The following is a 13,567-nucleotide window of genomic DNA, read 5'->3' on the forward strand; positions in this document are numbered from 1 at the left end:
ACTTGGCCATTGTAAGATTAACAGGAAAACAAAAAGCCGCAATATTATTGATCTCACTTGGTCCTGATTCAGCTGCTCAAGTATATAAGCATTTAACCGAAGAAGAGATTGAACTATTATCGCTTGAAATTTCCGCTGTTCGAAAAGTCGATAAAGACATTCAAGCTACTGTTTTAGAAGAATTTCATGCGATTGTCAGTGCACAGGATTACATTGCTCAAGGTGGAATCGCTTATGCGCGGTCGATCCTTGAGAAAGCATTAGGTGAAGAAGGCGCTGCGTCAATAATGGAACGGTTAACGTCAACGATTCAAGTACGTCCGTTCGATTTTGCACGTAAGTTAGATCCTTCACAAATTTTAAATTTTATTCAGCATGAACATCCACAAACAATTGCTGTTATTCTCGCTTATATTCCTTCAAAACAAGCAGGACAAATCATTTCATCTCTACCAGAAATGATTCAAACCGATGTGGCTCGTAGAATTGCGATGATGGATCGGTCATCTCCAGAAGTCATTTCTCAAGTTGAGAGAGTGCTTGAAGAGAAGCTATCACAAACGATTTCACAAGACTATACAGAAGCTGGTGGGATTGAAGCCGTCGTTGAAGTATTGAATGGTGTTGATCGATCGACGGAGCGAACGATTCTAGATGGTTTGTACATACAAGACCCAGAGCTAGCAGAAGAAATTAAAAAACGAATGTTCGTGTTTGAAGATATCGTTACGTTAGAAAAACGAGCTATTCAACGCGTCATTCGTGAAGTGGAGAATGATGACCTACAGTTAGCGTTAAAAGTTGCGAGCGAAGATGTAAAAGAATCTGTGTTCTCAAACATGTCGCAAAGAATGTCTGAAGCGTTTAGAGATGAAATGGAGTATATGGGGCCAGTACGTTTACGTGATGTAGAGGAAGCGCAATCACGAATCGTTGCAAAAATTCGCGACCTTGAAGACATCGGTGAAATTGTGATTGCGCGAACGAATGGAGAAGACATCCTTGTCTAAGATTATTCGAACCCATACAGCCACAGCCCTTAATCGCTCGATTCGTATTCAGCCGATTCAAGAAGGATCAATACAATCTTTTGAAAGTACCACTACAGATGAAAGAAATCAGAATGCTGCCTCAGTCGATTTTCTGAAGGAAGAACAAAGAAAAGCTAGACAAGAAGCAGAGCAGCTGCTTGAGAAGGCTAAAGCAGAAGCGCAAAAAATGGAAGAAACGCTCGTAATACGCAAAGAAGAACTTGAACAAGAAGCTGAAAAGCAAAAGGCGCAAGCGCAACTTGACGGGTACGAGGCGGGCTTTGCTGCTGGGGAGTCACAAGCCTCTGCTATCTATGAAACAAAGCTTGCAGAAGCCCAGCGTATGCTCGAGCACGCTCAAGCAGAAGTTCAAAACTCGATCGAAAAGAATGAACCTTTTTTAATCGACTTGGCGATGACAATTGTAGAGCGTATTTTAGGTCAAAAGTTAGCGGAAGCGGATGTCATCTTTGCTATGATGAAGCAAATTTTACAAGAAGTTCGTGAATTTGAAATCGTTAAAGTTTATGTTCATCCTCATTGGTACGAGCAATTAGTTTTTAGAAAAGAAGAATTGTATCAATGTCTAGTGAGCTGTAAAGATTTTCAAATCATTCCTGATATCCATAGCCCCGAATCGAGTTGCGTCATTATGACGAACGCTGGTCGATTAGATGCTTCGTTGGATACGCAATTAAAAGAATTGAAACATCAATTAACGAGTGTGATAGGTAGAGAACATGTGGACACAACTTATTAATCACGTCGAAAAAAGCAGCATGTATAAATGGTATGGTCAAGTAAAAAAAGTTACGGGTTTAACGATCGAATCTTCAGGGCCGAGATCATTCGTTGGAGAACTTTGCTACATTTGGACTGGTCGTGAAAAGAAAACGAAGATACTCGCAGAAGTGGTTGGTTTTCAAGATGATCGTGTGCTGTTAATGCCTTTAGACCGAATTGAACATATTGAATTAGGAAGTATGGTTGAAACGACAAACAACGCTCTTACGATTCCCGTAGGACCATCATTAATTGGAAAGCTGCTAGACGGTGTAGGTACACCCCTTGAGTTAGAAAGTAGCACAGTGAACGTTGAAGCGATGTACCCAACCGATCAGGATCCTCCTTCACCAATGAGCCGGCCGCGCATCACGGAAGTCATGAGTGTCGGTGTAAAAGCGATCGACAGTATGTTAACGATGGGAAAGGGACAAAGAGTAGGTATTTTTGCTGGAAGTGGTGTAGGGAAAAGTACACTTATGTCCATGATTGCTAGACAATCAGACGCAGACATAAATGTTATTGCGCTAATTGGTGAGCGTGGCAGAGAGGTAAGAGACTTTGTTGAAAGAGATTTAGGTGAAGACGGTTTAAAGAAATCGGTTCTCGTTGTTGTTACGTCAGATCAACCGCCTCTACAACGAGTAAAAGGCGCATTAACGGCGACAGCTATCGCTGAATATTTTCGTGACCAAGGGCTGTCGGTTAATTTGATGATGGATTCCGTCACTCGTTTTGCAATGGCTCAGCGAGAAATTGGGTTAGCAATTGGCGAGCCGCCAACGACAAAAGGGTACCCACCCTCCGTTTTTGCGAAGCTACCGCAATTATTAGAACGGACAGGAACGAGTGCAAAAGGAACCATCACAGCGTTTTATACGGTTCTTGTTGATGGGGATGATATGAATGAACCAATTGCAGATGCTGTCCGAGGGATTTTAGACGGGCACTTTATTCTAGATCGACAGCTAGCGAATAAAGGCCAGTTTCCAGCCCTAAATATCTTAAAAAGTGTGAGCCGCTTAATGAATGAGCTTGTTTCACCAGACCACAAAGCAGCAGCTAAAGAAATGCGTAAGTGGCTCGCTGATTATGAAGAGTCAGAAGACTTAATTCAATTAGGAGCATACAAACAAGGTGCCTCACCTTCTATTGATCGAGCAATAGAAGCCATGCCGTACTTGTTGCAGTTTTTGTCACAACAAACTGACGAAACATGCACGTTCGAATCGACCTATAACGAAATGTTGCATGTAGTGAAAGGAGTGAGCCGTGACGGATGACGTTTTCATTCTCATTACAACAAGCGATGAACGTGAAAAACCGTGAAAAACATCAAGCGAGAAAACGGTTTGACGATGCTCAAAGAGAATTTGAAGTAGTGGCAACATCTTTTTATGAGCTGTTAAAAGAAAAAGAACGACTCGAACGAAACATGGAAGAACGCCAACTTACAGGTGTGAGAATAGATCAATATGTTAGTCAAAACGTCTATCTTTCTCGCTTAGAAAAAACCATTTCTGAGAAAAAAGTAGAGACGGACGGGGCGCGAAAAAAGATGCTAGAGCAAGAAATTGAATATAAAGTGCGTGCGAAATCATATAAGCAATTTGAGCGCTTAAAACAAAGACAAGCGCAGCAGCACGAAGCTGATGAACGAAAACGAGAGCAGCAACAGATGGATGAAGTAAGTATAAGTCAATTTAACCGAGCGTTTGTCTAATGAAAAAACAAAAGAAAAAGCAATCACGACTTCTCGTGTTTTCATTCGTTACGCCAATTATTCTTATAGTGGTTATTGGATTTATCTATGTAGGCCCTCTGTTTGGCATGCCAAGCATGAGTTCATTTTTCAATTCTTCCAGCGATACAAATTCGGAAGCGGTTATTGCTGAACTTGAACAAGAAGTCATGACGCTACAGGATCAACTAAGAGAGTTAGAGAATGAATTCGTTGTCAAGGAAGCTGAATGGCGTTCATTGGAAGAGGAACGAGCAAGCGAATTGCAGCAAACGGAAGAAAACGAACCTGTTTCAATAGAAACCGCAACGAACAACGATGAGGTAGATGGATTACAAAACGTCATCAAAACCTACCAACAAATGTCATCGAAGCGAGCAGCTGCCATTATCGATGAATTGGCAATCGATGTCGCCTATGAACACGTTCGTTCAATGGATGAATCACTAAGAGCGAGTATCGTAGGGCGATTACCCGCCGATAAAGCAGCACAACTCTTAGAACAGTTAGCAGATGAAGGCGGGTGACCGTATGATTCAATTATTGAGTACAACGTCCGAAAATCGTTCTTCATACAATTCTTCTAATGGGAAACATCATGAGAAGACTGCATGTTTAAATACTAGTTTATTCGCTCAAGCAATCGCAGCCACGCTACAGGAAGCTATTCATGAGCAAGAAAGCGACGTTGTAAAAGAAGGCCTTAATCAAGAAGCAAATCTTTCTTATGATTCGAGCAAGAAAGCAAACGAAGATCTACTTGCTGAAGAACGGGTTATGTTTATAAATGAAGGAGAACATACTCTTCAACATAGTGAACGGCAAGAAACAAACACGAATCAACCTACAAGCAGCTCTTATGAGCAAGAGGAGCAGAACGATTTACACAACAGCGTTTTTGGCGAAGAAAGTCGATTGGCAATAAACCCAAACCTTGATCGTAGCAAAAAATTGGATCAGGGGACGATGATTTCCAGAGAACGCTACCATAGTGTGGAAGGTCAAGACATTGAAGGGCAACCTATTCGCTCTTCTCTTCAAAAAGAACATCTGTTTCGCCATGAAACGGAAGAATCGATTTCTTTGAATAAAGATGGGTCAGAAGAAAAAATGGAAGGCAACGCATCGCTTTTTCTACATACAGCTAATGAGTCTTCCCATCATTCCAACAAGTTGTCGCCGCTTTTTAATGAGAATCGCGAGACGGAGAATACATACCAGCAAGAACAGCAAGAACTTCCTTACGAACGCCAAGCGTTCCTTACGAACAGTCAAGATAAGGCAAAAATACAAGCAATCGTCTTCGAGCAAGAAACGGGTGATAAACAAGCACCCGCTCATAAGCAAGAAATGGACGCTCAGCAAGCATCCGTTCATAAGCGAGAAATGAAAGATCAACAAATACCCGTTCATAAGCAAGAAGTTGCTGACAAACAATTAGACGAGCATCTTGAAGGTGAGGGAAAGCCAAGTATACAAAAAACCAATCAGCTTCACTTACAGCCTAGAAGCGAGCAAAACCAGTCACAAGAAAGTTCGACGTTTAGCAGTGAGCGTTTACCTGATGCGAATTATGAGCGGGGGCTTCCTGCACTTAACGGAGAAACTCAAAAACATGGTTGGGTCTTTGAGTTAAAAGAAGAGGGAGTCGATGCGCCTCAAGAAATACGCTCAACTTCATTTCTAGGGAAACAACAAGAATCAGTCGATTCGTTATTAGCGAGGCAACTGCTGCGCATTTTACGGGCAGCAAAGACCACTTATTCAAATGGACGCCAGCAACAAATAATGTTGAAGCTACATCCTGAATCACTTGGACGTGTCAATATACAGTTTATTCAACAAGCCCAAGGCTATATGGTTCGTATTTCCGCTGAGCGATCGTATGCAAAAGAGGCAATTGAACGTTCGCTGCCACAACTTCGTCAATTGGGAGCTTTGCAAGATACGAAAGTTGAAGTGCTGCAAATCGAAGACGAGTTACCTGAAGAAAATGAGCACCATAGCCAACAGGAACAAGATCGAAAAGGACAGCAAGTTGAACAGTTAGGAAAGAAATCGAAAACGAATTTTAAAGAATGGATGGCGGCAATCTTACAAACAGAGGTGAAGCAAGATGACGCAAATTGATCCAAGTCTGTACCTTTCATCACAGCAACAGCAAACGAAAGGACCGGCCAATCCGTTAGGGCAAGAAGCGTTTTTGCAGTTGTTAATTACGCAGCTTCAACATCAAGATCCGACAAATCCAATGGAAGATCGAGAATATATCGCTCAGTTAGCTACTTTCTCTCAACTTGAGCAGTTAACTCAGCTCAACGCTACCATGCAATACATGTATATGGATCAAAAAAGCCAGCAGTTGATGAACTTAAGTGAAATTATCGGCAAAGACGTTACATGGAAAAAAGAAAGTGAAGAAGGTCAAGGGAAGGTTACAGCTGTAAAGTATGCACAAACGGGAGAAATGATTGTTGAAATCGACCGGGATAACTGGATAGAAGCTGGTCATCTGTTAGAAATACGTGAACACACTCAAACAAAAGAACAGGAGCGGTAAATAATGATTCGATCAATGTACTCTGGTATTTCAGGTATGAAAGGGTTCCAAACAAAATTAGATGTAATTGGAAACAATATTGCAAATGTAAACACACACGGATTTAAAAAAGGACGTGTCATGTTTGAAGATTTAATGAGTCAACAGATGCAGTCTCCTCTTGCTCCTGGAGCAAATCAAGGTGGGGTAAATCCACAACAGGTTGGGACTGGTTCAACTGTAGGCGCAATAGATACAGTTCACGGTGAAGGACCTGCTCAAAGTACAGGGCGCTCACTTGATTTAATGATAAATGGCGACGGGTTTTTTACAGTTTCTTCAAATGGTGAAACGTATTACACAAGGGCTGGGAATTTCTATATCGATGCAAATAACAATATTGTCAACAGCTCTGGCGCTTACTTGTTAAATAATGCTGGCAACCCAATTCAAGTTCCTGCAGATGCAACAGATGTGACAATTGATTCAGCGGGAAACATGAATTTTATCGGTTCTGACGCAGCTGGGACGGCACTACGATTAACAACATTTGCGAATCCTGATGGCCTAACAAAAGCAAGTGGTAATCTCTTTGCTGCTACAGCTGCATCTGGAGCGCCAAACTTTGCTGCTGGTAATGGTGCTGGTACAGTACAAAGTGGCTTTTTGGAAATGTCGAATGTGGATTTAACAGATGAATTTACAGAGATGATTGTTGCGCAAAGAGGGTTTCAAGCTAACTCACGAGTGATCACAACGTCAGATGAAATTTTACAAGAAATTGTGAATTTAAAAAGGTAGGCGAGCGTAAATGATTTCGGTCACGCGATTAAATGGACGCTCCATGTTATTAAATCTATTGTTAATTGAACACGTTGAAGCGCTCCCTGATACAACGATAACACTTGTAAGTGGAAAGAAAATAATCGTTGCAGATTCGTTAGAAGACGTAGGCAAAGCGATTAATCAAAGAATGCGAGAGATCGGTCTCGTCGGGACATATAAACAGCAGGAGCTTGATAAGGAATGAAAAAACGACTTCTAGGAGTTACATTAAGTTTAATCATTGGTGCCGTCCTCTTAATTGGAGGACTGTACGTACTGAATATTGGTCCGTTTGAAGAATCTACAGCAGATGCGGGCACTTCCATTGACGAGATCAACAAGCGTTCGTTTGATACGGAAGAAATGACAACGAATTTAAAAAGTGGTGAGTTCATACGGGCACAATTTCGAATCCAGCTTGATGAGCCACAAACATTAACAGAGTTAGAAAAGCGAGATTTTCAAGTGAAACATGTCGTATTGCTCGCGCTTGCAGAGATTTCAGCAGATCAATTGATCGGTTCAGAAGGCATAGAAGAATTAGAAGAACAGATTCAAACACAATTAAACCAACACCTTGACTCAGGGCGTGTGGAGGCTGTGTATACCACGACTAAAGTTGTGCAATAAAAAGAGGTGTGCTTATGGCAGATGTATTGTCACAAGGGGAAATTGATGAGCTTCTTTCAGCATTAACAACAGGTGAAATGAATGCAGAAGATTTATTGAAAATGGAGGCCGATAAAAAAGTACGCACGTATGATTTTAAACGAGCATTGCGTTTTTCAAAGGATCAAATGAGAAACCTTTCACGTATTCATGAAAATTATGCGCGTATTTTAACGACTTATTTTTCGGCAAGGCTTCGGTCTCTCGTTCAAATTCAAGTTGCTTCCGTTGAACAAGTGCCTTATGAAGAGTACATTCGCTCGATTCCGTCGATGACGTTTTTAAATGTCGTTGAACCGAGGCCGCTTGAAGGTCGCTTTTTACTCGAAACCAATCCCAATATTGCGTATGCAATGTTTGATCGCGTACTCGGTGGTAGGGGGACGAGCATTAACAAAATTGATAACTTAACAGACATTGAAAAAAATATTCTTTCGGGTTTATTTGATTCAATGGTTCGTAGTTTTGCAGAGGCATGGACATCTGTTGTAAAGCTTGAACCTGTTTCAGAAACGACAGAGGTAAATCCTCATTTTTTACAAATGGTTTCACCAAATGAGACCGTTGTCGTCATTTCGTTGTCAACGAGCATTGCTGAAACGTCTGGACTAATGACGATTTGCTTGCCTCACGTTGTGTTAGAGAGCGTCTTACCGAAATTAACAAATCATCACTGGTTTCAAGAACAGCGCAGAACCATGTCTCCAGAAGAAGAGGACGTGATGAATCGACAGCTTAAAAAAACATCGATTGATGTCGCTGTGGAACTAGGGGATGCTGACATTACGATCGAGGAATTTTTGAAATTAAGTGAAGATGACGTTATCCCGTTAAGTCAAGCGATTACTTCCGCTTTAAACATTAATGTTGGCGGCGCGTTAAAGTTTAAAGGGCAACCGGGTTTACAGCGAGAACGAATGGCTATTCAAGTGACTGAAATTGTAGGAGGAACGGAAGATGAGTGAGAAACCTCTTTCTCAAGATGAAATAAATGCCCTCTTAAAAGGGTTAAAAGAAGAAGAGCCTAAAACGGATACTTCATTAAATGATGAAGTGAAGATTGAAGACATTTTAACGCCGATGGAACAAGATACAATTGGAGAAATTGGAAACATTTCGTTTGGCAGTTCAGCTACCGCTTTATCGACATTGTTAAATCAAAAAGTGGATATTACCACACCCACTTTGTCTTCCATAAACAAAGCAACGTTAAATGACTTATTTCCCCATCCCCATGTAGTCGTATATGTTGATTATACGGAAGGGTTTGAGGGTTCGAACTTATTTGTGATAACGATAAAAGATGCAGCGATTATCGCAGATCTCATGCTTGGAGGATCTGGTGAAAACCCGAACGAAGAATTAACTGAGATGCACTTAAGTGCGGTTCAAGAAGCGATGAATCAAATGATGGGTTCAGCATCAACATCAATGTCAACATTATTTAATCGTCGTGTAGATATTTCCCCACCTCGTGTTCAAATTGTTGATTTTAAAGAAAAAGAACGACCTGATTATGTACCTGATGGTGACCATCTTATTGCAATCTCATTTTCTTTAAAAGTAGGTCATTTAATCGATTCAAAGCTTCTGCAAATTATCGGAGTTCCTTTTGGCAAGAGCTATGCGCAAGCTTTACTTGGTGAATCACAAGCACCAAGCAGTGAAAATGACGGAGTAGTTGAAGCTAAGCAAGTTGAGCGAGAACCGTCACCAGTTCGTGAAGAAAGTGTAAACACGAGTGATCGACCTGCACAAAGTCAGCGAAAGGCTATGACGGAAAAAGAACATGTTGTCGAGAAAGCTATTTTTTCTAATTTTGAAAAGCCGAGTTTGCCAACTAGTGAGATGAAAAATCTCGATATGCTTCTCGATATTCCTCTGGAAGTAAAAGTGGAATTAGGTCGTACGAAGAAAACAATCCAAGAAATTTTAAGTATTTCTCAAGGGTCTATTATTGAATTGGACAAGTTAGCCGGAGAGCCGGTTGATGTACGGGTAAACGATCGTTTAATTGCAAAAGGTGAGGTTGTCGTCATTGATGAAAACTTTGGCGTACGCATTACTGATATCGTAAGTAAAAAAGAACGGATTAATCACTTAAATTAAGCACAGTACATACGAACGGATACGCTCGAATGAATTGACGAAAAGGGAGAACATGTAAATGGGGAAACAAATTTTAATTGTAGATGACGCGGCTTTTATGAGAATGATGTTAAAAGATATTTTAGAAAAGAACGGGTACACGGTTGTGGCCGAAGCAAATGATGGCAACGAAGCATTTGAGAAATACAAAGAAACGTCACCTGATCTTGTAACGATGGATATTACGATGCCTGATAAAGATGGCATTAGCGCGCTTAAAGAGATCAAAGAGTATGATCCAAACGCCAAAGTCATTATGTGTTCAGCGATGGGACAGCAAGCGATGGTAATTGATGCGATTCAAGCAGGGGCAAAAGATTTTATTGTTAAACCGTTTCAAGCTGAACGAGTGATTGATGCGATTTCAAAAGCAATCGGTTAAGGTTCTTATATTTGTAGTAGTCGTGCTTTGCTTTGCCCTGGCAGAGCATGAGCACGTCTTTGCGAAAGATTGTAGCGTGCAAGAAGCTATGGTCGCAGAAGACTGCTCGACCTCTACGACTGAAGAAGAAAATCAAGATGGTGTTGTGACGACGGAGTCTCCTTGGCTAAGTGGCTTAAAAATGATCGGAGCACTCTTAGTCGTAATCGTTCTTTTGCTCACGATTTTAAAATTTATTAATAAGCGATCTCGTTCGTTTCAAGAGTCAAAAGGGTTGTCGCTGCTATCAGGAGTTTCATTAGGAGGGAATCGATCGATTCAACTCATTAAAGTGGGGGAAAAGCTGCTCGTTGTTGGCGTAAGTGAACAAGTGCAGTTATTAGATACGATTGAAGACCCTGAAGAGATTGAAGCTATTTTGAAAAAGCATCAGCCTGATATAAATCAAAGCGGAATCAATCATGTATTACCGTGGTTTCGTTCAAATGAAAAGAAACGGCAAGTTCCGGTATCGTTCCAAGATATTTTAGCAACACGCTTACACATATCGGAACAAGGATTAGATAAAGCGTCTAGAATTGGTTCGAAAGGGCCGAAGTCTCCATGATTGATGGAATTGTCCTATCTTTTTTGTCGGTTGATTTTTCAAATGAAGGAACGATTGCAACAACGTTACAGATCGTATTGCTTATTACGATTTTGTCGATTGCTCCAGGTATTCTTATTTTAATGACTTGTTTTACAAGAATTATTATTGTGTTGTCTTTTGTTCGTCAAGGATTAGCAACTCAGACAACACCCCCTAATCAGGTTTTGATTGGGTTAGCGCTTTTTATGACATTTTTTATTATGGCTCCTGTGATACAAGATGTGTATGAAACGGCCTATGTTCCCTTAACAGAGGGAGAGTTAACAGGTGAAGAAGCGCTAGATACAGCCATTGTACCGATAAAAGAATTTATGGCACAGCATACCCGTGAAAAAGATTTGGCATTATTTATGGGCTATGGAGGGTACGATCAACCTGAAACATTGGAAGATGTGCCGATAACCGCGTTAATTCCAGCCTTTGCGATTAGTGAGCTCAAAACAGCGTTTCAAATTGGTTTCTTAATTTTTATTCCTTTTCTTGTGATCGATATGATCGTTGCTAGTGTATTAATGTCGATGGGGATGATGATGCTGCCACCAGTTATGATTGCCTTGCCGTTTAAAATTCTTTTATTTGTTCTCGTGGATGGCTGGTATCTTGTTGTTCAAAGTTTACTCATTAGCTACCAATAGGAAGGAGCGTGTGAAATGAGTCTTGAAACGGTAACAAATCTTGCTCAAAGTGGTGTTTGGACCGTACTACTTGTTGCGGGCCCTTTATTATTGATTGCCTTAATTTTAGGTTTAGTCGTAAGTATTTTTCAAGCGACCACACAAATTCAAGAACAAACGCTTGCATTTATACCGAAAATCGTTGGCGTACTCGTTGGGTTGGTTATTCTTGGCCCGTGGATGTTATCGCAACTTACAGAGATGACCTACAGCATTTATAGCAATTTGTTTAGGTATATTGGCTAGATGGAGTCGTTTATTCAAGTTTATCCAGCTTTTTTACTCGTTTTTATTCGGATTGCATCGTTTTTTATTGTGCTACCTCTATACAATTATCGAACAATTCCAATGCCGTTTAAAATCGGTGTAGCAGGAGTGGTGGCGCTGTTGCTTGTTTTCTCAATTGACTTTCCCGCCATAACGATTGATGGCTTCTATGCGCTATTAATTATAAAAGAGGCCCTTCTTGGCGTGCTGACCGGGTTAGTGGCAATGATGTTGCTGTATGCTGTTCAAATTGCAGGGGGATTAATTGATTTCCATATGGGGTTTATGCTTGCAAATGTTGTTGATCCACAAACAGGTGCACAAAGCCCGTTAACAGGTAGTTATCTATATATATTCGCACTTTTATATTTACTCTTAATTGACGGCCATCACTTATTACTAGATGGAGCCGTCTATAGTTTTCAATTTGTACCGATTGACCAATTATTTTTACCACTATCATCAGCGTCTGTTATTGAGCATGTTGCCATGTTAATGGGGTTTTTATTTGCTTTTGGCATATCAATGGCTTTTCCTGTTGTTGGTTCACTGTTTCTAGTTGACATTGCATTAGGTATTGTGTCGAGAACGGTTCCGCAAATGAATGTGTTTGTTGTCGGTTTGCCTATTAAGTTAATTGCAGGATTAATCATTCTCTTTATCTATATCGGCGTTTTCTTCATGAGTATGAACTATTTATTTAAAGAAATGATTTTAGCAATGCGAACGTTGCTAGAACTGTTTGGAGAAACCATATGAAACGTAGACTAGAGATGAATTTACAGTGGTTTGCTGATGAGAAAACGGAAAAGGCTACGCCTAAAAAACGTCAAGATTCACGAAAAAAAGGCCAAGTACCGAAGAGTCAAGACGTAAATACGGCACTTATGCTATTCATTGCATTTATCGTCCTATGGTTATTCGCTGGACCAAGTGTGTTTAAAGGGCTGCAAGGCATGATGTCCGATATGTTTTCCCGTTTTCTTCATTTACAAGTTACGGAAAGCACGACAGCAAGTTTATTTCGTGAACTAACATGGCATATGGCCATTATCGTGCTGCCGATCATGGCTATCACTGTGTTCGCTGGTGCGTTTGGAAGCTTTTTACAAGTCGGTTCACTTTTTACAACGGATCCTTTGAAATTAAAGCTAGAAAAGCTCGATCCGATAAAAGGAGCAAAGCGGATTTTTTCTGCTCGTGCTTTAGTTGAGTTAGCGAAGTCAATCTTAAAAATCGTTTTCGTGGGCTCCGCTGTTGTCATTGTGCTTTATCTTAATATAGAAGAAGTCTTAACATTATCGCAAAAGAATATTGAAGTAAGTGCCGTTACGGTCGGTGAGCTTGCTATGCTTATGGGCATTGTGGCTTCGATTCTATTATTAATTTTGGCGATACCTGATTATCTTTACCAACGTTATGACCATGAGAAACAAATTCGAATGTCAAAAAAAGACATTCGTGATGAGCACAAAACGAGTGAAGGGGATCCGAAAATTCGAGCAAGAAGAAAGCAGAAACAGCTCGAAATGTCGATGTCCCGCTTGGCGCAGGAAGTACCAAAAGCAGATGTGATTATTACGAATCCAACTCACTTTGCCGTTGCAATTGCTTACGATCAAACGAAGGCTGACGCGCCTTATGTTTTAGCGAAAGGAATGGACTATGCTGCAGAGCGAATTAAATCGATTGCGAAAGATCATGACATTCCGATGGTAGAAAATGTTTGGCTCGCTCGTTCTATGTATGCGCAGCTAAATGTAAACGACCAAGTTAATGAAGAAATGTTTCAAGCTGTTGCAGAGGTTCTCGCTTACGTGTATCAATTAAACGGCGCTCATTAAACAAGGAGGGGAAAA

General features: G+C 40.7%; 18 protein-coding genes. All 18 read left to right on the forward strand.

Annotated elements, in window-relative coordinates:
• Positions 1 to 2 precede the first annotated feature (2 nt).
• Genes fliG through flhB form a run of 18 tightly spaced genes read left to right on the forward strand, consistent with a single transcriptional unit; the run spans position 3 to position 13,552 of the window.
• The gene (gene fliG, locus ACE1TH_RS04335) at positions 3 to 1,010 is read left to right on the forward strand and encodes a flagellar motor switch protein FliG (protein ID WP_099301066.1); all 1,008 of its coding nucleotides are present in this window, start codon (positions 3 to 5) and stop codon (positions 1,008 to 1,010) included.
• Positions 1,003 to 1,791 (forward strand): flagellar assembly protein FliH, encoded by a 789-nt coding sequence (gene fliH / locus ACE1TH_RS04340; protein WP_375078416.1) that lies wholly within the window; start codon positions 1,003 to 1,005, stop codon positions 1,789 to 1,791. The genes fliG and fliH overlap by 8 nt, the downstream gene beginning before the upstream one ends.
• Positions 1,772 to 3,097, forward strand: coding sequence for a flagellar protein export ATPase FliI (fliI, locus tag ACE1TH_RS04345; RefSeq protein WP_375078417.1), 1,326 nt, complete (start codon positions 1,772 to 1,774; stop codon positions 3,095 to 3,097). The genes fliH and fliI overlap by 20 nt, the downstream gene beginning before the upstream one ends.
• Positions 3,094 to 3,537 (forward strand): flagellar export protein FliJ, encoded by a 444-nt coding sequence (gene fliJ / locus ACE1TH_RS04350; RefSeq protein ID WP_099301063.1) that lies wholly within the window; start codon positions 3,094 to 3,096, stop codon positions 3,535 to 3,537. The genes fliI and fliJ overlap by 4 nt, the downstream gene beginning before the upstream one ends.
• Positions 3,537 to 4,082, forward strand: a complete 546-nt coding sequence (locus tag ACE1TH_RS04355; protein WP_255223353.1) for a MotE family protein — start codon at positions 3,537 to 3,539, stop codon at positions 4,080 to 4,082. Before fliJ ends, ACE1TH_RS04355 begins: the two co-directional genes overlap by 1 nt.
• 4 nt (positions 4,083 to 4,086) lie before the next feature.
• Positions 4,087 to 5,685: a flagellar hook-length control protein FliK gene (locus ACE1TH_RS04360; RefSeq protein WP_375078418.1), complete on the forward strand. Its 1,599-nt coding sequence runs from the start codon at positions 4,087 to 4,089 to the stop codon at positions 5,683 to 5,685.
• Positions 5,672 to 6,115, forward strand: a complete 444-nt coding sequence (gene flgD, locus ACE1TH_RS04365) for a flagellar hook assembly protein FlgD (protein WP_099301060.1) — start codon at positions 5,672 to 5,674, stop codon at positions 6,113 to 6,115. The genes ACE1TH_RS04360 and flgD overlap by 14 nt, the downstream gene beginning before the upstream one ends.
• 3 nt (positions 6,116 to 6,118) lie before the next feature.
• A complete protein-coding gene (gene flgG, locus ACE1TH_RS04370; protein ID WP_099301059.1) occupies positions 6,119 to 6,895 on the forward strand; it encodes a flagellar basal body rod protein FlgG in 777 nt (258 codons plus the stop codon).
• Positions 6,896 to 6,905: 10 nt separating this feature from the next.
• Positions 6,906 to 7,124 carry a flagellar FlbD family protein gene (locus tag ACE1TH_RS04375; RefSeq protein WP_099301058.1) on the forward strand — a complete coding sequence of 73 codons (219 nt, stop codon included), beginning with the start codon at positions 6,906 to 6,908 and terminating at the stop codon, positions 7,122 to 7,124.
• Positions 7,121 to 7,549 carry a flagellar basal body-associated protein FliL gene (gene fliL / locus ACE1TH_RS04380; protein ID WP_099301057.1) on the forward strand — a complete coding sequence of 143 codons (429 nt, stop codon included), beginning with the start codon at positions 7,121 to 7,123 and terminating at the stop codon, positions 7,547 to 7,549. The genes ACE1TH_RS04375 and fliL overlap by 4 nt, the downstream gene beginning before the upstream one ends.
• 14 nt (positions 7,550 to 7,563) lie before the next feature.
• Positions 7,564 to 8,553, forward strand: coding sequence for a flagellar motor switch protein FliM (fliM, locus tag ACE1TH_RS04385; protein ID WP_176554254.1), 990 nt, complete (start codon positions 7,564 to 7,566; stop codon positions 8,551 to 8,553).
• Positions 8,546 to 9,697, forward strand: a complete 1,152-nt coding sequence (fliY, locus tag ACE1TH_RS04390; RefSeq protein WP_255223351.1) for a flagellar motor switch phosphatase FliY — start codon at positions 8,546 to 8,548, stop codon at positions 9,695 to 9,697. Before fliM ends, fliY begins: the two co-directional genes overlap by 8 nt.
• A 58-nt stretch (positions 9,698 to 9,755) precedes the next feature.
• Positions 9,756 to 10,118, forward strand: coding sequence for a response regulator (locus ACE1TH_RS04395; RefSeq protein WP_099301054.1), 363 nt, complete (start codon positions 9,756 to 9,758; stop codon positions 10,116 to 10,118).
• The gene (locus tag ACE1TH_RS04400; RefSeq protein WP_099301053.1) at positions 10,093 to 10,725 is read left to right on the forward strand and encodes a flagellar biosynthetic protein FliO; all 633 of its coding nucleotides are present in this window, start codon (positions 10,093 to 10,095) and stop codon (positions 10,723 to 10,725) included. The genes ACE1TH_RS04395 and ACE1TH_RS04400 overlap by 26 nt, the downstream gene beginning before the upstream one ends.
• A complete protein-coding gene (fliP, locus tag ACE1TH_RS04405) occupies positions 10,722 to 11,402 on the forward strand; it encodes a flagellar type III secretion system pore protein FliP (protein WP_099301052.1) in 681 nt (226 codons plus the stop codon). The genes ACE1TH_RS04400 and fliP overlap by 4 nt, the downstream gene beginning before the upstream one ends.
• Positions 11,403 to 11,417: 15 nt before the next feature.
• Positions 11,418 to 11,687 carry a flagellar biosynthesis protein FliQ gene (fliQ, locus tag ACE1TH_RS04410; RefSeq protein WP_099301051.1) on the forward strand — a complete coding sequence of 90 codons (270 nt, stop codon included), beginning with the start codon at positions 11,418 to 11,420 and terminating at the stop codon, positions 11,685 to 11,687.
• Complete coding sequence (gene fliR / locus ACE1TH_RS04415; protein ID WP_255223350.1) at positions 11,688 to 12,467, forward strand: flagellar biosynthetic protein FliR; 780 nt, start codon at positions 11,688 to 11,690, stop codon at positions 12,465 to 12,467.
• Positions 12,464 to 13,552, forward strand: coding sequence for a flagellar biosynthesis protein FlhB (flhB, locus tag ACE1TH_RS04420; protein WP_099301049.1), 1,089 nt, complete (start codon positions 12,464 to 12,466; stop codon positions 13,550 to 13,552). Before fliR ends, flhB begins: the two co-directional genes overlap by 4 nt.
• Positions 13,553 to 13,567 lie beyond the last annotated feature (15 nt).

It is taken from the genome of Shouchella sp. JSM 1781072 (assembly GCF_041949915.1).
Classification (GTDB): Bacteria; Bacillota; Bacilli; order Bacillales; family Bacillaceae_D; genus Shouchella.